Genomic DNA, 20,632 nt, shown 5'->3' on the forward strand with positions numbered 1-20,632 from the left:
CCGGCACATGGCCGGGCTTTTTCATGCGGACACGGGCTGCAGTCAGAGGCGACTGAACACCAGCGCCGCATTCGTGCCGCCAAAGCCAAAGCTGTTGGACATCACGGTGTTCAGCTGTGCCGGCTGCGTCTCGCGCACGATCGGGAAGCCTTCCACCAGCGGGTCCAGTTCGCCGATGTTGGCCGAGCCGGCAATGAAGCCATCGCGCATCATCAGCAGGCAGTAGATCGCTTCGTGCACGCTCGCCGCACCCAGCGAGTGGCCCGACAGCGCCTTGGTCGAGGACAGCGGCGGAATGCTCTCGCCGAACACTTCACGCACCGCCTTCAGCTCGGTGACGTCGCCCAGCGGGGTCGAGGTGCCATGCGTGTTGAGGTAGTCGATCGGGGCGGTGATGTGCTCCATCGCCATGTTCATGCAGCGCACCGCGCCTTCACCGGAGGGGGCGACCATGTCGGCACCGTCGGAGGTGACGCCGTAACCGACCAGCTCGGCATAGATGCGTGCGCCACGGGCCACGGCGTGGTCGTAGTCTTCCAGCACCAGCATGCCGCCGCCACCGGCGATGACGAAGCCGTCGCGGTCCTTGTCGTACGGGCGCGAGGCCGAGGCCGGGGTCTCGTTGAAGCGGGTCGACAGGGCGCCCATCGCATCGAACATCACGCTCATCGACCAGTGCAGGTCTTCACCGCCACCGGCGAACATCACATCCTGTGCGCCATGGCGGATCAGATCCGCGGCAGCGCCGATGCAGTGGGCGGAGGTGGCGCAGGCGGCCGACAGCGAGTAGCTCAGGCCCTTGATCTGGAACGCGGTGGCCAGGCAGGCCGACACGGTGGAGCACATCGTGCGCGGCACCATGTACGGGCCGACCTTGCGCACGCCACGGGCGCGCAGGATGTCGGCCGATTCCACCTGCCACTGGCTGGAGCCGCCGCCGGAGCCGGCGATCAGGCCGGTCCGCGGGTTGGCGACCTGCGCCTCGTCCAGACCGGCATCGGCGATCGCATCGCGCATGGCGATGTACGCATACGCCGAGGCATCGCTCATGAAGCGCTTCACCTTGCGGTCGATCTGCGCGTCCAGGTCCAGCTCGATGTTGCCGCCAACGTGGCTGCGCAGGCCGGCTTCGGCGTGATCAGGCAGGTGGCGGATGCCGGCGCGGCCTTCACGCAGTGCCGAGGACACGGTGTCCAGATCGTTGCCCAGGCACGAGGTGATGCCCATTCCGGTAATGACGACGCGACGCATCAGAAGTTCTCAGTGGAAGTGAACAGACCTACACGCAGGTCTTTGGCAGAGTAGATTTCGCGACCGTCCACCAGCATGCGGGCGTCGGACTGCGCCATCACCAGCTTGCGGTTGATGACGCGCGAGATGTCGATTTCGTAGGTAACGCGCTTGGCGCTCGGCAGTACCTGGCCGGTGAATTTGACTTCGCCGCAGCCCAGGGCGCGGCCACGGCCGGGCGCACCGATCCAGGTCAGGAAGAAGCCGGTCAGCTGCCACATGGCATCCAGGCCGAGGCAGCCAGGCATGACCGGGTCGCCGAGGAAGTGGCAGTCGAAGAACCACAGGTCAGGGCGGATATCCAGTTCCGCGCGTACCATGCCTTTGCCGTGTGGGCCGCCGTCCTCGCGGATATCGGTGATGCGATCGAACATCAGCATCGGATCATTGGGCAGGCGGCCGCTGCCCGGGCCGAACAGTTCACCGCGGGCGCTGGCCAGCAGCTGGTCGCGCGAGAACGCGTTGAGACGAGTCATGGAAAACGCAATCCTGAGGAAGTTGTCATCGGGGTGAGCCGACCACAGGTCGACTGCTCTTGCATGAAGCAAGTGCTCAAGAGTGCATGAGAAAAAGTGATTCAATCAAACGTTTTAACCGTACGCCGCCGTAGTGTTTTCAGGTTCAAAAACGCATGTTGTTGTTATCCAACAACCATACTGCGGCGTGTGGCTGTAATCTTGTTCATCTGAATTCGAGTGCCAACGCCCGTGTCCCGCCCCCGCAAGATCATTCACGTCGACATGGATGCGTTTTACGCGTCCGTGGAGCAGCGTGACGACCCTTCGTTGCGGGGCAAACCGGTGGTGGTGGCGTGGCGGGGCATGCGCTCGGTGGTGTGCGCAGCCTCGTACGAGGCGCGTGTGTTTGGCGTGCGTTCGGCGATGCCTGCGGTGCGTGCGGAGCGGCTGTGTCCGGATGCGGTGTTCGTGCCGCCGGATTTCGCCCGCTACAAGGCGGTGTCACGCCAGGTACGCGAGATTTTCCTGCGGCATACGGATCTGGTGGAACCGTTGTCGCTGGATGAGGCCTATCTGGATGTGACCGAGCACAAGGGCGGGATGACGGTGGCGACGGAGATCGCGCAGATCATCCGCGCGCAGATCCGCGAGGAGACGCAGCTGACGGCGTCGGCGGGGATCGCGCCGAACAAGTTCCTGGCCAAGATCGCCTCGGATTGGCGCAAGCCGGACGGGCAGTTCGTGGTGCCACCGCATCGTATCGAGCAGTTTCTGACGCCGTTGCCGGTGAACCGTGTGCCGGGCGTGGGCAAGGTGATGGCAGCGAAGCTGGCAGAGCTGGGCGTGGCGACGGTGGGTGATCTGCGTGCGCTGCCGCTGGAGGAACTGGAGGCGCGGTTCGGGACGTTTGGGGGACGGTTGTTCAATCGTGCGCGCGGTGTGGATGAGCGGCCGGTGGAGCCGGATCAGCCGGTGCAGTCGATTTCGTCGGAGGATACGTTCGCCGAGGATCTGCTGCTGGAGGATCTGGCGCCGGCGATCGTGCAGTTGGCGGAGAAGACCTGGCTGGCGACGCGCAGGACGGACCGCGTGGGGCATACGGTGGTGTTGAAGTTGAAGACGTCGCAGTTCCGGATCATTACGCGCAGTTTTACGCCGGAGTCGCCGCCGGATTCGGTGGAGGCGCTGCGCGATATTGCATTGGGGTTGCGGGCGCGGGTGGAGTTGCCGTTGGAGACGCGGTATCGGTTGGTGGGGGTGGGGTTGGGGGGATTCCGGGAGCGGGAGGTGGTGCGCCAGCCGGGGTTGTTTGATCATCTTGGTGATGGCTGACGGTTTTACTGTTTGCGGCAACGGCAACGGCAACGGCAACGGCGGATGCGCTGGTGTTCGGGTGATGAGGGTTTGGGACGACGCGGGTGGGGTACCGGGACCCGCTGCAAGTACGTCCCTGTAAGCTCGTGTGTTGCCATCCATGGCAACACACGGTCCCGATACCCCACCCGCGTCGTCCCCCCGACACAGGTCGGTGCGCAGAGAGGAAACGCCTCGCGCTTTTCAATGTGCGCAATGACGTTGGGCTTCTACGAATGCGCCCTTACGGCCACTGCATTTCACCCTTGGCTACTTTCGCGCTCAGTTCCAGTGAACTCTCGCCGGCCAGGGTCGGATAGCGCTTTTTCATCGCGGCGATGAGTGCGTTGGCATCTTTTCTGCGTGCGGTTTCTTCGTCGAACGCGCGGATGTAGTTGGCGGTGAAATCCACGGCGCTGATGTCCAGGGCGGCATCGGCTGCGTAGTGGCCCGGGATGACGCGGGTGGGGTTCAGTGCCTTGATGGTGGCGAGGGTCTGCAGCCAGTGCGCGTGTGATTGGGCGCTTTGGGTGTCGGCCATCCAGACGTGTTCGCCGGCGACGATGGGGATGCCGCCGAGGAGGGTGCGCAGGGCGGGGATCCACAGGACGGTGCGGTCCGGGGTGGGGCCGGTGAGGCCGATGATCTTGATCGGTTGGCCTTCGAGGGTGAGGGTGTCGCCGTCCAGCGGTTCGGGGACGACGATGCGGCTCGGCTTGCCTGCGCCCATCTGGGGGCCCCAGAACGCGAGTTTGGCGGCCTGGGTGGCGTTGATGTGGGCGACGGTGGCGGGGGTGGCGAGGATGCGGGCGTCGGGGAAGGCGTCCTGCAGGGTGGCCAGGCCGAAGTAGTAGTCGGGGTCGCCGTGGCTGATGTAGATCGTGGTCAGGCGTTTGCCCGAGTCACGGATGCGCTGGACCAGCTGCGCGGCATCGGTGGCGGCGAACTGGGCATCCACGAGCATGGCGTCATGGCGGCCGGTGATCAGGGTGGAGGAAACCGCGAAGAGGGCGTCGTCTCCGGGGTGGTAGGGCTGCACTGCCAAGGGGGCGTCCTGCGCGGGTGCGTTCGCGGCGGGGCGGGCAGGGCTGGTGACCGGGGTGAGGGCGGTGAGGCCGGTGATCAGGGCCAGGCTGAGGGCCAGGGTGGTGCGGGAGAGCGTGGGCATTGGGGGCGGTTCCATCCAGGGCCCCGGCGGGGATCGCCGGGGCGGGCAGGGCTCAGTAGGCGACGGTGGCGATCTGGCGCAGGTACTGCGGGGTTTCGATCTCGCTGACGAAGGCGTCGGCGTAGTCGGGGTAGCTGATCCGGCTGTGGCCGTCATCGCCGACCAGGAAGTTCTTCGCCTGGGTGCGGAAGCCGCCGCGCTGCGGGCCGGGGCCGATTTCGGCGGCCGGGGAGTAGAAGGTCCAGTCGAGGTCGTCGACGGCGCGCAGCTGCTTCAGCGTCTCGCGGGCGGCCAGGGCGACCGGCTTGTAGGCGTCGGGGAAGCCCTCGGTGTCCACCAGCTGCACGCCGGGGGCGACTTCCAGGCTGCCGGCACCGCCGACCATGATGAAGCGGGGCACGCCGGCCTGGCGGGCGGCGGCGACCAGGGCGGCACTGGTGGTGGTCACCGTGCTCGGGGCGTCGCCCGGGCGCGGGCCGAAGGCGCTGGCCAGGACGTCATGGCCGGCGATCACGGCGGCCAGTGCGTCGGTGTCATCCAGCGCGGCCACGGCCAGCTGGGCGCCGTCCAGTTCCGCCGGGAGGTCGGTTTCACGGCGGACGATGGCAGTGACCTGGTGGCCGCGGGCGAGGGCTTGGCGGGTGATTTCACGGCCGATGTTGCCGGTGGCACCAACGAGAGCGATTTTCATGGGGGAAGGTCCGTTGAGGAAGGAAGGCCAGCGTATGCCCCTGGAATCGAACGAAAAACCGCGTATAACGGCCTAATTTGTTGCACGGATCGATCAAATGGACCGGATGACGGCGATGAACGTGTTCGTCGAGGTGGCCGAGCGTGGCAGCCTGACCGCTGCGGCCGAGGCGCTGGAGATGTCGCGGGCGATGGTGACGCGCTATCTGGCCGAGGTGGAGCGCTGGCTGGGCGCGCGGCTGCTGCACCGGACCACGCGCCGGATCAGCCTGACCGGGCCCGGAGAGGCGGCGCTGCTGCGCTTCCGGCAGATGCTGGCGATCGGCGATGAACTGCACGCTGAGCTGGCTACTGACAACCCCGAGCCTCACGGGTTGATCCGGGTGACTGCGAGTGTTTCTTTCGGGCAGCTCCACCTGGCCGCGGCGGTGGCCGAGTTCGTCAAACGCCATCCGCTGACGCGGGTGGAACTGCTACTCGTCGATCGGGTGGTGAATCTGGTGGAAGAGCGGGTGGACATCGCCGTACGCATCTCGCGTGCGATCGACCCGAGTCTGATCGCGCGCCATCTTGGGCCGTGCCGGTCGGTGTTGTGTGCGGCGCCGTCGTACGTGGCCGAGCGCGGTGCGCCGGGCACGGCCGATGCACTGGCCGCGCATAACTGCCTGACCCACCACTACGTCGGCAAGAGTGTGTGGCACCTGCAGCGCGACGGACGGCAGATCGCGGTGGCGGTGGGTGGCAACATCAGCGCCAACGAAGCATCGTTGCTGCTGGAAGCCGTACGCGCCGGGGCGGGTATCGCCATGTTGCCGATGTACCAGATCGCGCCGCTGCTGCGTTCGGGCGAGCTGGTGGCCGTGCTGCCCGACTACACGGTGGAGACGCTGGGGCTGCACGCCGTGTACGCCTCGCGCCGGCAGCTGCCGACGATCATGCGCAGCTTCCTGGATTTCCTGGTGGAGCGTTTCAGCAGCCCGCAGTTTCTGGCGTTGCTTTGAGTGCCTGGGGTCAACGGCGCATGAGCAGAGCCGTTGCGGTGCCGCCGTACAATGGGGCTCCCACGTCGTTGAAGTGAGTGTCGTCTTGTCGTATCCGTATCCGTTGGTGGTGTTCGATCTGGATGGCACGCTGGTGGACAGCGCGGCCGATATCGCCGAAGCGCTCAACCGCACGCTGCAGGACTGGCAGTTGCCGCGCGTGCCGGAGGCGACGGTGTTGACGTGGATCGGTGATGGCGTGCGTCGGCTTGTCGAGCAGGCGTTTACTGCGGCCGGCAGTGATATCGATCTGGACAAAGTGATGCCCGGTTTCATGCGGCACTACGAGGCGTGCCTGTTGCGCAGCCCGCGCCTGTTTGATGGCGTGACCGAGACGTTGGCTGCCTTGCGCGAGCGTTCGGTGACGCTGGCGATCTGCACCAACAAGCCCTCCGCACTGGTGGCGCCGCTGCTGCAGCATTTCGGTCTGCAGGACGTGTTCGCACTGGTGCTGGGTGGGGATTCCCTGCCGGAGCGCAAGCCGAGTGGTGCGCCGTTGCGGCATATCGCGGCGCACTTCGACGTAGCCGTCGAGGCCGCATTGATGGTGGGCGATTCGATCACGGATTACCGAGCGGCCGTGGATGCTGGCATGCCGGTGGCGCTGGTGCGCTATGGGTATCCGCGTGGGCTGGACCTGGACCACGTCGAGGCGGTTGCCGTGGTGGATGATCTGCGGGAATTGCTGGTGTTGTAAGGCGTTCGAGCGTGTGCCGACCAACGGTCGGCACCTGCCAGGTTCAATGATTGTGTCGACCAACGGTCGGCACCTACCGAGGGTGGGACGGCGGCAGTGCCGCCGTCCAGATCCCTTATTTCGGCTGGTAACGCACGCTCAGGCGGTACTCGCGGCCGGGCTGGTTGTACCAGGCGACGGTTTCGTACTCGCGGTCGAACACGTTGCTGACCCGGCCCAGTACGGACCAATCACGGGTCAGGGCGTATTCCAGGCGCAGATCCACGGTGCCGTAGCCGCCCAGGCGCACCGTGTTCGCTGCATCGTCGTACCGCTTGCCGGCGCCGTTGGCGGTGAGGCCGGCGCGGAAGTCACCGAAACGGCGATCGACGTCCAGACGCGCGGTGTTCTGTGCGCGGCGGGCCAGCCAGTTGTCGAACTGCGCGCTGCCGTCGGTGCGGTTGCGCGGGTCGGTGTGGCTGAGCTGTGCGTTGAGGTCGAACCCGGCGACGGTGATCGCACCGGTCAATTCGGCGCCGCGGATGCGGGCCTTTTCGACCTGCGACATCATGAAGGTGGTGGCATCGTAGGTGATCAGGTCATCGATGCGCGTTTCGTACACATCCAGGCCCCAGCGCCAGCCATTACCCTGCTGGGCGATGCCGATGTTCGCGCTCTTGGATTTTTCCGGGTCCAGGGTCGGCACGCCGCTCCACGGGTCGTAAAGGTCGCTGAAGGTCGGGGCCTTGAACGCGGTGCCGTAGCTGGCGTTGAGGCGGAACCCGCTGCCCAGCTCCAGGCCCCAGCCGAGGCTGCCGGTGGTGTGGTTGCCGAACTGCTCGTTGTCGTCGTTGCGCACACTGGCCTGCAGGTGGTGCGCGCCGAAGCGGCCCTGGTACTGCACGAACACGCCGGTGTTGTCGCGGCTGTCGACCAGGTAGCCGGCGCTGCTGCCGTCCAGGTTGTCCTGGCTCCAGTCCACACCGGCGCTCAGCAGCTGGCCATCAGCGATGCTGATGTCGGCCTGCACCGAGGCACTGTCGCGGTGGGTCTGTGCATTGCCCAGCCAGGTATCACCGTTGAAGTTGTCCGATTCGTTATCGGCGCGGCCGACGTTGACCGTCAGGTTCAAGCGCTCGCTCGGCGTGTAGCGCAGCTTGCCGCCGAGTACCTGCTGCAGCGTTTCGGAGTAGTTGTAATAGCCGTCGTAATGGTTCTCGCCTTCGGCGCGCAGGGCGGTGCCCTCCACGCTCAACGTGTCCGTCAGGGCATAGCCACCGCGCAGGCTCATGGACAGGTTGCGGTAGCCATCGCGGTCGGGCTCGTCGGCGCCGCAGCCGGCGAAGGGCGACACCGAGCCACGGCAGGCGTTGATGCCATCGGTGTGCTGGTAGGCGATGTCGGTGCCGAACCAGCCACGCTCACCGCTGCCGCCGAAGCCACCGCTGGCCTCGCGCAGGCCGTTGCTGCCACCGCCGAGCTGCAGGTGCGGCGCGAACTGGCCGGCGTTGCGGCGGGTGAAAATCTGGATCACGCCGCCGATCGCATCGGCGCCGTACAGGCTGGACTGCGGGCCACGCACGATTTCGATGCGCTCGATCTGTGCCAGCGGCAGATCCTGGATCATCGCCAGGCCGAGGTCGCCGGTGTTGATGCGCACGCCATCGACCAGCACCAGGGTGTGGGCCGAGTTGGTGCCACGCAGGAACAGCGAGCTCTGCTTGCCCAGGCCGCCGCTGTTGTTGAGGTTGATGCCGGCACGGCCGCGCAGCAGATCCTGCAGCGACGGCGCCTGGCTGCGCTCGATCTCGGCGCGGTCGATCACCTGCGCCGGTGAGATGCTGTCCTGTAGGGCGATCGGGGTACGCGTGGCGGTGACCAGCACCTGGTCCAGCGCGGTGGCGTCGTCCTGTGCGGCGGCCAGCAGGGGCAGGGCCGAGAGCACGGCCAGGGAAAGAACGCGGGTTTGCAGCTTCATCGATGACTCCATGCACCGCGCACGCCCGCGCGGCAAGGGGTGGGGATGATCGCGCTGCAGGGAGGTTCGACGGTGGGCGGGCGCGCGCAGGCGCCAGCTTGCCGCCGCCATGCCCGCCGCATCGCAACCAGTCGTCTTCCAGGCCGGTCTCCGGGCTCGCGGGTCGATGGCGGTGCCATCGTGCCAGGCGCCTTCCCATGCCGGAGCACAGTGGCGTATTGCCTGGTGTTTCCACGCTTACCGTTGCGGGGGCAGCGCCGGAGTGGCGGCGTGGCACAGGGCCTGACGCGTCACCGGCTTCCCGTTTCAACCTGGCGGCATTGCAGCCCCAGGTCACCTGAAAGTGGGCGCAGTCTAAGGCATCCGCCGGGCCCATGGCGCGCACCGGTTAGAATGCGCCTCGCTTTTTCGATGTGATCTCCATGACCCCAACGTGGTTGCAGCACCCCGGCACCGACGCCCGTGACCCGCACCGGCCGGACGCAGCGGGCAGCAGACGGGGCGCGGCATGATCCTCGATCTGATCCGCCACGCCAGCACGGGCCGCGACGATCATCTTGATGGCCGCACCGATCCGCCGCTGCACGAGGGCGCGACCGACGCCCTGTGCGCGCGCTACGCCGGGCTGCCCTGGCAGCGGGTGCTGTCCTCGCCTCGGCTGCGAGCGCTGTTGACCGCCGAGGCATTGGCCTTGCCCCACGCGGTGGACGTGGAGGCCGATGAGGAATGGGAAGAACTGGATTTCGGCGACTGGGACGGGCTCGCGCTGGAGGCGCTGCCGATGGATGCGCTGTCAGCGTTCCATCTGGACCCGCACGCCAACCCGCCGCCGCATGGCGAAAGCTGGGGCCACTTCGAGCGCCGCATCGCGCGTGGACTGCACCGGCTGCTGGATGAGCCCGAGCCGGTCCCGACCCTGATCGTCAGCCATGGCGGACCGCTGCGGATGGTGCTGTCGCAGGTATGCGGCCTGCCGATGGCGATGTGCTGGGCGCTGCGCATCGATCACGGCACGCGGCTGCGCCTGCGCGTGGAGCGCGAGGACGACCGGCTGTGGGGCGAACTGCTGGAGCTGCAGCAGGTATGAGGCGCGCGGCTACCGACGGTGTGTCGGTAGCCGTGGATCAGCGGTTGTCATCGTCCATCTCGAACGGCGGCGCTTCGTCGCCGTCATCGTCGCGATGCTCCACGGTGCGGTCGTAGACCGGGCCGGAGGCGGGCGGCGCCTTCTTCAGCGGCTGGTCGGCGATGATCGCTTCGTACTCGGCCACCAGCACGGTGCGGCGCGCCTCCGGCAGTTCCTGCCAGTGGCAGTCCTGCAGCGCACCTTCCAGCGAGTAGAGCAGGTTCAAGCTGGGCTTGAAGCCGGCGCGGCGCACTTTGACGAAGGCACCGACCGCGCCGACCGCCACCAGATCTTCCGGCGTACGCAGACCGACCTGGCGCAGCCATGCTGCGCTCTTCGGGCCGATGTTGCGCAGCTTGACGCCACTCATCCCAAAGCCTCGACGAACACCGCGGCGATGGCTTCCAGCCCGGCCTGGTCCTCGGCATCGAAGCGCGCCAGCGAGGGGCTGTCCAGATCGAACACGCCGACCAGCTCGCCGTGGTGGACCAACGGCACCACCAGTTCCGAGCGCGAGGCCGAGTCGCAGGCGATGTGGCCCGGGAATGCATCGACGTCTTCGATACGCTGGGTCACCCGCTGCGAAGCCGCGGCGCCACACACGCCCTTGTCGAGTGGAATGCGCACGCAGGCGGGCAGACCCTGGAACGGGCCGACGACCAGCTCCTTGCCATCGAAGAAATAGAAGCCGACCCAGTTCAGGTGCGGCAGGGCGTGGTAGACCAGCGCCGACAGGTTGGCCGCATTGGCGATGCGGTCGCGCTCGCCGTGCACCAGGGCGCGGGCCTGGGCCAGCAGCTGGCCGTACTGTTCCGGCTTGCTGCCGGTGAGCGTGGAGGTATCGAACATGGCCGCAGTCTACCAAGCGCAGCGGTTGGGTGCCCCCGGGGCCGGCCGAACACAGCGGACCGCACCGCAGCGCTGCCGGGACGGCGGATAATGGCGCGTTTCCGCCCCCGGTCGTCCCCATGCCCCTGCCTGCGCCGCGCCCTGCCGCCCTGTTCGTCACCGGTACCGACACCGGCATCGGCAAGACCTTCAGCAGCTGTGTGCTGCTGCATGCCCTGCGCCGCCACGGCGGCACCGCGGTGGGCATGAAGCCGGTCGCCAGTGGCTGCGAGCGCACGCCCGAGGGCCTGCGCAACGAGGACGCCACGGCCCTGCTGGCCGCCAGCATGCCGATGCCCGCATATGACGACCTCAACCCGTTCGCGCTCGAGCAGCCGCTGGCCCCGGAGATCGCCGCGGCGGAGGCTGGCGTGCAACTGTCGCTGGCGCCGATCGAGGCCGCCTTCGCGCGCCTGCGCGCCAGCGCGGACACGGTGGTGGTCGAGGGCGTCGGCGGCTGGCTGGCGCCGCTGTCGGCCAGGCTGGACCAGAGTGATCTGGTGCACGCGCTGGCGCTGCCCGTGGTGATGGTGGTCGGGCTGCGGCTGGGCTGCCTCAACCATGCGCGGCTGACTGCCGAGGCGATCGCGGCCCGTGGCGCGCGCTGCATCGGCTGGATTGCCAACGACGTGGACCCGAGCATGGCACGCCGCGACGAGAACGTCGCACTGCTCACCGCGCGGCTGCCGATGCCATGTTGGGGGCGCCTGCCGTATGCGCCGGGCGTGGACCCGGCCCGCCTGGCGGACCGGCTGGTGTTCTGAGTGTCAGGTGCCTGCGCGCGTCTGCAGGGCGGTCGCCAACCGGCCGACCGTGGCGATCGCGCGGAGGAAACGCGCGTCGAGTTCCTGGCAGCATGACAGGCGCAGGCAATGCCGGTAGCGGGCACCGCGCGAGTAAACCTGGCCGGGCATGAACACCACGCCCTCGGCCAAGGCCTGCTCGAACAGCTCCCCGGCATCGATCGCGGCAGGCAGCTCCACCCACAGCAGGAACCCGCCGGTAGGCTGGGTGGCCGACGTGCCGGGCGGGAAGTGCTGCGCGATCAGGCCACGCACGTGGCTGACCTGGTCGCTGTAGAGCCGACGCAAGCCCCGCAGATGATGCTCGTAGTTGCCGGCCTCCAGGAACGCGGCGACCGCGTCGCCGAGCAGGCGTGATTCGGCACCGGAGGAGTGGAACTTCAGCAGCTGGATATCGGCGGCGAAGCGGCCACCGTCGAGCCAGCCGATGCGGTAGTCCGGCGCCAGCGTTTTGGAGAAGCCGCTGCAGACCATGATCCAGCCATCGCGGTCAAAGCTCTTGGCCAACGGCTCCAGCGGTTCCTTGAACTGCAGTTCGGCGTAGACCGCGTCTTCGATCAACGGCACCTGGTAATGGTTCACCAGCGCGGCAAGGCGCTGCTTGTTCGGCACGGGCATGCTGCCGCCGAGCGGATTGTGCACGGTCGGCATGGCCATGATCGCGGCGATGCCGCCGGCGGCGAGCAGCGCTTCCAGTGCATCCAGATCGAGTCCGTCGCGCGGATGGGTGGGCAGCTCGATCGCGCGCAGGCCCAGGCTGCGCAGCAGCGGGTAGATGTTGAAGTAGGAGGGCGCTTCGATCGCCACCGCATCGCCGGGTTCGGTCACCACGCGCAGCGCCAGCTGCAGGGCTTCCATCGCGCCATGCGTGAGCACCAGCCGGTCCGTGGTGGTGTGCAGCCCCAGCCGTGGCCCACGCTGCACGATCTGCGTCAGCAGCCGTGCCGCACCGTTGGGACGTGCGTAGGTCTCCACCGTGGTGGCGGCCCGGCGCAGTACCTGCGCGGTGGTGCGTGCCAGCTGGGCACCGGGATAGAAACGCTTGCCGCGCGGGCCGGCGAACGCCAGATCGACGATGTCCGGTTGCTGCTGTGCGGCCAGTACGCGGGCCATCATCGCCTGCTGCGCGGGTGCGGTCGGTGGTGAGGGTGCCTGCCGCAGCGACTGGGTCGGTTCGGGCAGGCGCGGGCTCACCACGAAGCCCGCCTTGGGCCGCGGCAGCACCAGCCCGGCATCTTCCAGCTGCCGATACGCGGCGATCACTGTGTTGAGGCTGAGGCTGCGCTGTGTCGCCAGGCCGCGCAGCGACGGCAGCCGGGTGCCGACCGGCAAGCGACCACTGCGGATCGCATCGGCCATTTCATCGGCCAGGGACTGGTAGAGGTTGGTCGCCATCGGCATCTGCATCCACGGGTATCTGTAACCGTGCGGATGCCAGCCATCTGCATCTGTATCCGCCTCGGGACGCAGCCTACCATGGGGCTCGATGACTTCCCTCGCGCACGGCAGAGCGATGTGTGCCGTGCGTCTTTTCTTCTGGTTCCCCGCGTGATCAGCGCGCCGAAATGGTGGTGCTCACCAGGCGCGGCTGCTCGCGGTACAGCGCCGGGTACTGCTGCTTCAGCGCGGCCACCTTGGGCAGGTCGTTGATCCGGATGTACAGCGATTCCGGATGCAGCGTGAGGTAGTTCTGGTGATACCCCTCGGCGGCGAAGAACGGCTTGCCGCCATCGACCTGGGTCACCACCGGCGCGGCGTAGGTCCTGGCCTGCTGCAACTGGGCGATATAGGCGCGGGTGGCATCGCGCTGCGCCGCGTCGTCGGCATAGACCGCCGAGCGGTACTGCGTGCCTCGGTCCGGGCCCTGCCGGTTGAGCTGGGTCGGATCATGCGCCACCGAGAAGAACACCTGCATCAGTTGGCCATAGCTGACCTGGGCCGGATCGTAGGTGACCTGCACCGCTTCGGCATGGCCGGTACCGCCGCCGCCGACGCGCGGGTAGGTGGCATTCGCCGCACTGCCGCCGATGTAGCCGGAGAGCGCGTTGTCCACGCCCTTGATGTGCTGGAACACGCCCTGCACACCCCAGAAGCAGCCACCGGCGAATACCACCTGTGCACGCTTCACACCGGGTTGGCGCAGGTCGGCCTTGCCGGCAGGTGGCGGCATCGCCGCGGCTGTGATGGCTGCGGCGGCGTGTGCCGGTCGATCCAGACCCAGCACCACGCTGGCGGTGAGTGCCGCGATGGCGACAGCGATGCCGCCTGCAACGAGTTTGTCGACTGCGATCTTCATGCGATGGCTCCTCACCCAAACGTAAAGGCGTAGGCGTGCACGCCCGGATCGAGGAACTCGATCTCGAAGGTGCGCTCCTGCACGGCGCCGGACTGGCGGATCAGCTGATACAGACGGTTTTCATCCACGCGGCCGTCGCCGTCGGCGGAGATGTCTCCACCGGCCGCAGCGCCGGGTGCCTGCCCATCGATGCGCACGCGGAACCGGACCGGCTTGCCGTCCTCGCCCGGCGCCAGCACCAGGTGCAGGTCACGCGCATGGAAGCGGAAGGCGATGCGGCCGCCGCGTGTCTCCAGCCGGGCGTCTTCGTTGCCCACGGTCCAGCGCCCGGCCAAGGCCCACTGGTTGTGCTGAAGGGTGGCAGGCACGCTGTAGTCGGCAGGCTTATCCTGGTGCAGGCCACCGGGCGAGGCGAAGTTCTCGGCACGCGCATGGCCGAGGTAGGTCTCCGGCGATTTGAGGTTGCCCATGTCGGCCTGGCGCGCCACGCCGTCCAGCGTCATCGCTACCGGTGCATCGTCACCGGGCAGGGTGTTGCCGGCCTCGCGCAGCAGCTGGCGGATGATCTGCTCGGACTGCGCATAGTTGCCCTCGCCGAAGTGATGCGCGCGGATCCGGCCCTGCGCATCGATGAAGTAGTGCGCCGGCCAGTACTTGTTGTTGAAGCCGCGCCAGATGGCGAAGTCGTTGTCGATCGCGACCGGGTAGGTGACCTTCAGGTCCTTTACCGCCCGCTGCACGTTGGGAAGATTGCGCTCGAAGGCGAACTCCGGCGCATGCACGCCGATCACCACCAGGCCGTGATCGCGATAGCGCTCGGCCCACTCACGCACGTAGGGCATCGCGCGCAGGCAGTTGATGCAGGAGTAGGTCCAGAAGTCGACCAGCACCACCTTGCCGCGCAACGCCTGCGCATCCAGCGGCGGGCTGTTGAGCCAACCGGTCGCGCCGGCCAGCGAGGGCAGGGTGCCTTCCACCGGCAGCGGCTGCCCAGGGGCACCGGCGGTGCTCATCATCGCCGCACCGGCCGCGGGCTGCTGCGCCGGAAGTACATCGAGCAGGCCCTGCTCCAGCTTGGCGGTGCTGACCGTGGAGAGCCGGGTCAGCACGCCGGTATCCCACCCCATCGCGATGGCGACCACCGCCAGCAACGCGGCGATGCCGAGCCCGCGGCGCACCCACTCCCCCACGCCGAGGCGGCGCTTGAGCGCGGCGAACACGCGCCCGCCGATCCAGATCGCCAGGGCCAGCGAGGTGGCCGCGCCCAGTGCGTAGGCCAGCAGCAGCCCGCTGGTGCCGACGCTGGCGCCCTGCAGCGCCGCGCCGGTGAGGATCAGGCCGAGGATCGGCCCCGCACACGGCGCCCACAGCAGGCCGGTGGCGATGCCGATCAGCAGCGAGGTGCCCACGCCCCCCCGCCCCGCGTCACTGGCCGCATCGGCCGAGGCGCTGAGCCGTGCGCCCAGCCGCTGGAACGGCGACAGCAGGCGGTCGGCCAGCGCCGGCCACAGCAGCGCCAGCGCGAACACTGCCATCACCACCAGCGCGATCCAGCGCCCGATCTGGTTGGCCTGCGCCACCCATTGGCTGCTCACCGCCGCCAGGCTGGCGACCACGGCGAACATCAACGCCATGCCGATCAGCAGCGGCAGGCCACTGCGCAGGAACGGGCGGTCCGAGCGGGCGAACACGAACGGCAGCACCGGCAGGATGCAGGGGCTGAGGATGGTGAGCACGCCACCGAGGTAGGCCAGCACGAGCAGAAGCATGGAGAGGTCCTTCTATGACGCAGGGGAGTGCGGCGCTCAGGCCGCGACGAAATTCATGGCCACGCCGTTCATGCAGTAGCGCAGGCCGGTGGGCCGCGGGCCGTCATCGAACACGTGGCCGAGATGACCACCGCAGCGCCGGCAGTGCGCCTCGACGCGGACCATGCCCAGGGTGGTGTCGCGGTCTTCGCCGACGGCATCGTGCAGCGGCGCCCAGAAGCTTGGCCAACCGGTGCCGCTGTCGAACTTGGTGGAGGAGGAGAACAACGGCAGCGCGCAGCCGGCACAGCTGAAGGTGCCACGCCGATGCTCTTTGTTGAGGGGGCTGCTGAACGGCCGCTCGGTACTCTGCCGCCGCAGCACGCTGTATTGGGCGGGCGTGAGCTGCTCGCGCCACTGCGCATCGCTGCGCATCACCTCGAACTGGCGTGCGGGTGCGGCGGGCGCCGCCGGGGCAGGGTTGCTGCAGGCGGTCAGGCCAAACAGACCGGCGGCGGCCGTCATGCCACCCATTCCAAGCACTTTGCGACGTGTGAAGCGCATGACCGATCTCCGGGCACGGGGACGATGCGGCCATGCTGCGCCCGGCCCGGTCAACGAATCCTCACGCAGGGTTAAATTTTCCGTGACACATTCAGGTCGCGATCCGTCGACAATGCCGCCATGCCCTCCTGCCGCCCCCTGAGCCGATGAGCAGTGCCAAGCGTGTCCTGATCGTCGAAGACGATGTCCACATCGCCAACCTGCTGCGCATGCACCTGCGCGATGAAGGCTATGAGGTCACCCATGCCGCCGCCGGCGATGAGGGCCTGGCCCTGCTGGAGGCGCAGCCGTGGAGCGCGCTGGTGCTGGACCTGATGCTGCCCGGCGTGGACGGCCTGGAGATCTGCAAGCGTGCCCGGGCGATGACGCGCTACACCCCGATCATCATCACCAGTGCGCGCGCCAGTGAAGTGCACCGCATTCTCGGCCTGGAGCTGGGTGCGGACGATTATCTGGCCAAGCCCTTCTCGATGCTGGAACTGGTGGCACGCGTGAAGGCGCTGCTGCGCCGTGTCGAGGCGATGGCGCAGAACGCACGCATCGACGCCGGCGAGATCGAGGTGGCCGGGCTGCGCATCGACCCGGTCGCACGCACGGCACTGGTCGACGGCCGGCCCCTGGAACTGACCCCGCGCGAGTTCGACCTGCTTTACTTCTTCGCCCGTCATCCGGACCAGGTCTATTCGCGGATGGACCTGCTCAACCAGGTCTGGGGCTATCAACACGACGGCTACGAGCACACCGTCAACACCCACATCAACCGGCTGCGCAACAAGATCGAGCGCGATGCGGCCAACCCGCAGCGTATCCAGACGGTGTGGGGGCGCGGCTACAAACTGGTCGATGGCCACGAGGGGGCAGACACATGATCCGCCTCACCTTGTCCCAGCGCCTGTCCGCGGTGTTCTTCGCGCTGTTGCTGCTGTGCTGTGGCGCACTGGTCTGGATCCAGATGCGCAGCACCACTGTGCATGAGCAGGAAACCGTGCAGCGCCTCTCACGCGGGCTGGCCGAGCACATCGCGCGCAGCGGTGAGTTGATGGATGGTCGCGGCATGCGCAATGGTGAAGTGCGCGCTTTGTTCGGCAAGCTGATGGCGGTCAACCCGAGCGTGGAGGTGTATCTGCTCGATGACCAGGGCCGCATCCTTGGCCATGACGCGCCGGACGGTCACCTCAAGCGCAGCCGTGTCGATCTGGCGCCTGTGCAGGCGCTGCTGCGCGACGAGCCGTTGCCGATCCTCGGCGATGACCCACGCAGCGCGACCGGCCGCAAGGTGTTCAACGCGGCGCCGCTGTGGGTGCAGGGGCATCAGGCGGGCTACATCTACGTGGTGCTGGTGGGTGAACAGCGCGAGGCGCTCGCCGCCAATATCGCGGCCAACAGTACGCTGCGCACCACGTTGTGGTCGCTGGCGATCGTGGCCGTGGTGGGGCTGCTGGCTGGCCTGGTCGCGTTCCGCTGGGTGACCCGCCCGTTGCGCCAGCTGACCCGGCGCATCCAGTCCTTCGATGTGGATAGCGCTACCCCGGACGCCGCGCCGCCACCGGCACCGGTGCGTCCCGGCGAGCGCGACGAACTGGCGATCCTGCAGCACAGCTTCGGGCACATGGCCCAGCGCCTGGGCGAGCAGTGGCAACAGCTGCGCCAGCAGGATCTGCAGCGGCGCGAACTGGTCGCCAACATCTCGCACGATCTGCGCACGCCGCTGTCGTCGCTGCACGGGTATCTGGAAACCCTGGCGCTCAAGGACGCCACGCTCAGCGCCGAGGAGCGCCAGCGCTATCTCTCCATCGCCTTGTCGCAGAGCCACAAGGTCGGCCGGCTGGCCCAGGCGCTGTTCGAGCTGGCCCGCCTTGAACACGGCGGCGTGGTGCTGGACCGCCAGACCTTCTCGCTGCCCGATCTCGTGCAGGATGTGTTCCAGAAGTTCGAGCTGGCGGCGCAGTCGCGTCGGCAGACGTTGAGTGCCGACATTCCGGCGGGCGTGCCGCCGGTGATCGCGGATCTGGCGTTGATCGAGCGGGTGCTGACCAACCTGCTCGACAATGCGATCCGCCACACACCCGAAGGTGGCCGTATCGCGGTGACGCTGCGCGCGGCCAGTGGCGAGGTGCAGATCAGCATCGCCGACAGTGGTCCGGGCATCGCCCCGGAGCGGCGCGACACATTGTTCACCGCCATGCCGGCGCTGGGCAGCCAGCGGCCGGACAGCGGCGGGCTGGGCCTGCTGATCGTGCATCGCATCCTGCAACTGCATGGGCGCGATATACGCCTGCTGGAGAGTCGCGAGGGGGCGCTGTTCGTGTTCTCGTTGCCGGCCGCGCGCTGAGCGCCCGCGGGAGCGCGTCAGGCATCTGGCAGCAACAGCCGGAACCTTGCACCGCCGAGAACCGAGTCGCAGACGTCCGCGCGGCCACCGTGTTTGATGGCGATGATATGGACCAGGGCCAGCCCCAGTCCGAAGCCATCGGGGTGCCGCTGCAGCTGCACGTACGGCTGGAAAATGCGTTCGCGGTCTGCCGGGGCGACGCCAGGTCCGTCATCGTCCACGGCGATGACCACCCATTGCTCGACCGTGGATGCGCTTACCACCACCTCGCTGGCCGCATGGCGGCACGCGTTGCCGATCAGGTTGCCCAGTGCCAGCAGCAGCGCATCGCGGTTGGCGACGAGGGTGCGTTGATGCGAGGGCAGGAAGCGCAGGCGCCGCACCCTGCCGCCGGGCGGAAGACGCTGGTCGAGCGCGTCGAACACCTCGGCAACCTCCAATCGTTGGGTGCTGATCCGCAGGCTGCGCCCGAACTGCGCATAGGTCACGCCAGCCGAGGCAAGTTGCTCCAACCGGGTGACATCGGCTTTCAGACCTTCGAGCAGCTCAGTGCCTTCCGGGTCCTCGTCACCTACCTGCATCATGGCCAGTGCGAAACGCATCCGCGCCAGCGGGGTGCGGGTTTCGTGCGCAACCGCCTGGGACAGGATCCGCTGCCCTTCCATGACGTCCTGCAGTTGGGTGGCCATCCTGGACAATGCTTCGCGCAGGGGTCGCACCAGGTGCGTGCCGACCGCCGGTGCACCGACGGCGAGGTCGCCCTGCTGTATCGCCAGCGCCATGTGGCCCAGCGCATAGACATCACGCCAGAGCCGATACACCAGAAAATAGAGCGGCAGTGCGATGGCGATGACGAAAATGCCGACCATTACCAGCGTGTCCACGCTCGGGCTGTCGTACCAGGCGACATCGGCCTTGTCGGGTTTGGAGAAATCGCCCAGCACCAGCACCTCGCTGGAGCCAGGCAGCCGCTGATAGCTGAAATGGGCATCGTCGGTCACCACGAGTCCCCCCTGTTCGAGATGTTGCAGCGATTGGGGATAGAGCGTGTGCGGTGCCTCGGCCATTGGTATCACCCGCACTGGGTAGGCGAACTGCGTCTGCAGCAGCCGGGTCAGTTGCGGCCATTGCGCCTGCGGGGTATCGGCATAGCGAGCCTGCAGGAGATGATGGATGCCTTGCAGCTGTGTGCGGATCTGCTGGTCTTCGCCCTGCTCGGTGAGCGCGGCCCATAGGTACAGTCCGGAGCCGATAAGGATGAGGTAGGCCAGTACGAAGCCCAGGCAATAGCGCAGGAAGAGGCGGAAATGCCCGGCGTGGTGAATGGCCGTACCAGAGGACGCCATCGGGTCAGTCCCACCCGGCCCGGTTGAACAGATAGCCCTTGCTGCGGATCGTTTTGATGCGATCCGGCACCTCGCCAAGGTCGCCGAGCTTGCGGCGCAGCCGTGAGATGCGGGCATCGATCGAGCGATCCAGTCCGTCAAATCCGATGCCGCGCAGGTCGCGCAACAGATCGTCCCGGCTGAGTATCGTTCCGGCGCTCTCGGCCAGGCACAGCAGCAGATCGAATTCGGCCGTCGTCAATTCGATGCGTTTGGACTGCAGGGTCACCTCGCGGATATCGCGCTCGATGCGCAGCTGCCCGAAGCACAGTGTCGGGCGGGTCTGTCGTTGGCCGCTGTCGCGACGCAGATGCGCACGGATACGTGCCAGCAGCACGCGCGGCTCGATCGGCTTGCCGATGTAATCGTCGGCACCCAGCTCAAGCCCCAGGACCTGATCGATATCATCGGTACGGGCGCTCAGCATGCATATCACGCCGGGATAGCGGGGACGCAGCGCTGCGCACACCGCAAAGCCATCGATGCCCGGCAGGGTCACGTCGAGCAGCACCACGGCCGGATCCAGCGCAGGAATCCGCTCCACGGCACGCTCGCCAGTGAGTTCATGCAGTACGTCATAGCCGTGTCTGGCCAGATAGCCGCTCACCAGCCTGCCCAGACGCTCGTCATCCTCCACCAGTACGATATCGACCATCGCTGCATCGCCTGCCTGACCTGACGCGATCGTAAAGCAGTACGGCAAGGCATCGCCCGTCACACGCAATGCGGTGGGCCGTTCGTGAGCCGTGGTGCCGCCACGCTGAAACAAAGGACGTCAATTGGTGCAGACAACGACTGCCCGTGGCGTATACAGCAGCTTCAGTGGTGCGGCGATGG

Annotated in this window: 20 protein-coding genes and 1 riboswitch; of the genes, 7 read left to right on the forward strand and 13 right to left on the reverse strand. The window is 67.4% G+C overall.

Going from position 1 to position 20,632, the window contains the following annotated elements; translation table 11 throughout:
* Positions 1-42: 42 nt before the first annotated feature.
* Positions 43-1,251, reverse strand: a complete 1,209-nt coding sequence (gene fabB / locus BCL79_RS14905; protein WP_121042466.1) for a beta-ketoacyl-ACP synthase I — start codon at positions 1,249-1,251, stop codon at positions 43-45.
* Positions 1,251-1,766 (reverse strand): 3-hydroxyacyl-[acyl-carrier-protein] dehydratase FabA, encoded by a 516-nt coding sequence (gene fabA / locus BCL79_RS14910; protein WP_070471641.1) that lies wholly within the window; start codon positions 1,764-1,766, stop codon positions 1,251-1,253. The genes fabB and fabA overlap by 1 nt, the downstream gene beginning before the upstream one ends.
* A gap of 231 nt (positions 1,767-1,997) precedes the next feature.
* Here fabA and dinB point away from each other — a divergent pair, with 231 nt between their 5' ends.
* Entirely contained in the window at positions 1,998-3,080 is a 1,083-nt protein-coding gene (gene dinB / locus BCL79_RS14915; protein WP_121042468.1) for a DNA polymerase IV, read from the forward strand.
* Between the two features lie 265 nt (positions 3,081-3,345).
* Here the strand turns inward: dinB and BCL79_RS14920 are convergent, their stop codons facing one another.
* Complete coding sequence (locus BCL79_RS14920; protein WP_121042470.1) at positions 3,346-4,269, reverse strand: MBL fold metallo-hydrolase; 924 nt, start codon at positions 4,267-4,269, stop codon at positions 3,346-3,348.
* Between the two features lie 52 nt (positions 4,270-4,321).
* Positions 4,322-4,960 carry an NAD(P)-dependent oxidoreductase gene (locus BCL79_RS14925; RefSeq protein ID WP_121042472.1) on the reverse strand — a complete coding sequence of 213 codons (639 nt, stop codon included), beginning with the start codon at positions 4,958-4,960 and terminating at the stop codon, positions 4,322-4,324.
* A gap of 97 nt (positions 4,961-5,057) precedes the next feature.
* Here BCL79_RS14925 and BCL79_RS14930 point away from each other — a divergent pair, with 97 nt between their 5' ends.
* Complete coding sequence (locus tag BCL79_RS14930) at positions 5,058-5,960, forward strand: LysR family transcriptional regulator (RefSeq protein WP_121042474.1); 903 nt, start codon at positions 5,058-5,060, stop codon at positions 5,958-5,960.
* A gap of 85 nt (positions 5,961-6,045) precedes the next feature.
* Complete coding sequence (gph, locus tag BCL79_RS14935) at positions 6,046-6,696, forward strand: phosphoglycolate phosphatase (protein WP_121042476.1); 651 nt, start codon at positions 6,046-6,048, stop codon at positions 6,694-6,696.
* 115 nt (positions 6,697-6,811) lie between these two features.
* Here the strand turns inward: gph and btuB are convergent, their stop codons facing one another.
* Positions 6,812-8,653: a TonB-dependent vitamin B12 receptor gene (gene btuB, locus BCL79_RS14940; protein ID WP_121042478.1), complete on the reverse strand. Its 1,842-nt coding sequence runs from the start codon at positions 8,651-8,653 to the stop codon at positions 6,812-6,814.
* A 124-nt stretch (positions 8,654-8,777) separates the two neighbouring features.
* Positions 8,778-9,009, reverse strand: a riboswitch (cobalamin riboswitch).
* A gap of 152 nt (positions 9,010-9,161) precedes the next feature.
* Here btuB and BCL79_RS14945 point away from each other — a divergent pair.
* Positions 9,162-9,740, forward strand: a complete 579-nt coding sequence (locus tag BCL79_RS14945; protein ID WP_121042480.1) for a histidine phosphatase family protein — start codon at positions 9,162-9,164, stop codon at positions 9,738-9,740.
* Between the two features lie 37 nt (positions 9,741-9,777).
* On the opposite strand, the gene BCL79_RS14950 is transcribed toward BCL79_RS14945, so the two are convergent.
* Complete coding sequence (locus tag BCL79_RS14950; RefSeq protein WP_121042482.1) at positions 9,778-10,149, reverse strand: TfoX/Sxy family protein; 372 nt, start codon at positions 10,147-10,149, stop codon at positions 9,778-9,780.
* Positions 10,146-10,628, reverse strand: a complete 483-nt coding sequence (locus BCL79_RS14955) for a GAF domain-containing protein (RefSeq protein ID WP_121042484.1) — start codon at positions 10,626-10,628, stop codon at positions 10,146-10,148. Before BCL79_RS14955 ends, BCL79_RS14950 begins: the two co-directional genes overlap by 4 nt.
* Before the next feature lie 119 nt (positions 10,629-10,747).
* Between BCL79_RS14955 and bioD the strand changes: the two genes are divergently transcribed.
* Entirely contained in the window at positions 10,748-11,431 is a 684-nt protein-coding gene (gene bioD, locus BCL79_RS14960; protein WP_121042486.1) for a dethiobiotin synthase, read from the forward strand.
* A 3-nt stretch (positions 11,432-11,434) separates the two neighbouring features.
* On the opposite strand, the gene BCL79_RS14965 is transcribed toward bioD, so the two are convergent.
* The 4 genes from BCL79_RS14965 to msrB form a co-directional block, all read right to left on the reverse strand.
* A complete protein-coding gene (locus tag BCL79_RS14965) occupies positions 11,435-12,865 on the reverse strand; it encodes a PLP-dependent aminotransferase family protein (RefSeq protein WP_259462189.1) in 1,431 nt (476 codons plus the stop codon).
* Positions 12,866-13,022: 157 nt separating this feature from the next.
* Positions 13,023-13,766, reverse strand: coding sequence for a peptide-methionine (S)-S-oxide reductase MsrA (msrA, locus tag BCL79_RS14970; RefSeq protein ID WP_121042490.1), 744 nt, complete (start codon positions 13,764-13,766; stop codon positions 13,023-13,025).
* 11 nt (positions 13,767-13,777) lie between these two features.
* Positions 13,778-15,535 (reverse strand): cytochrome c biogenesis protein DipZ, encoded by a 1,758-nt coding sequence (locus tag BCL79_RS14975; RefSeq protein ID WP_121042492.1) that lies wholly within the window; start codon positions 15,533-15,535, stop codon positions 13,778-13,780.
* A 36-nt stretch (positions 15,536-15,571) separates the two neighbouring features.
* A complete protein-coding gene (msrB, locus tag BCL79_RS14980; RefSeq protein ID WP_121042494.1) occupies positions 15,572-16,078 on the reverse strand; it encodes a peptide-methionine (R)-S-oxide reductase MsrB in 507 nt (168 codons plus the stop codon).
* 146 nt (positions 16,079-16,224) lie between these two features.
* On the opposite strand from msrB, the gene BCL79_RS14985 reads away from it, so the two are divergent.
* Positions 16,225-16,947, forward strand: a complete 723-nt coding sequence (locus tag BCL79_RS14985; protein WP_121042496.1) for a response regulator transcription factor — start codon at positions 16,225-16,227, stop codon at positions 16,945-16,947.
* Positions 16,944-18,410, forward strand: coding sequence for a sensor histidine kinase (locus BCL79_RS14990; RefSeq protein ID WP_121042498.1), 1,467 nt, complete (start codon positions 16,944-16,946; stop codon positions 18,408-18,410). Before BCL79_RS14985 ends, BCL79_RS14990 begins: the two co-directional genes overlap by 4 nt.
* Before the next feature lie 17 nt (positions 18,411-18,427).
* Here the strand turns inward: BCL79_RS14990 and BCL79_RS14995 are convergent, their stop codons facing one another.
* Together BCL79_RS14995 and BCL79_RS15000 are read right to left on the reverse strand one after the other, a co-directional pair.
* Positions 18,428-19,873: an ATP-binding protein gene (locus BCL79_RS14995; protein ID WP_121042500.1), complete on the reverse strand. Its 1,446-nt coding sequence runs from the start codon at positions 19,871-19,873 to the stop codon at positions 18,428-18,430.
* Entirely contained in the window at positions 19,761-20,450 is a 690-nt protein-coding gene (locus BCL79_RS15000; protein WP_121042503.1) for a winged helix-turn-helix domain-containing protein, read from the reverse strand. The genes BCL79_RS14995 and BCL79_RS15000 overlap by 113 nt, the downstream gene beginning before the upstream one ends.
* Positions 20,451-20,632: the final 182 nt, after the last annotated feature.

The sequence above is a fragment of the Stenotrophomonas rhizophila genome (assembly GCF_003651185.1).
GTDB lineage: Bacteria > Pseudomonadota > Gammaproteobacteria > Xanthomonadales > Xanthomonadaceae > Stenotrophomonas > Stenotrophomonas maltophilia_Z.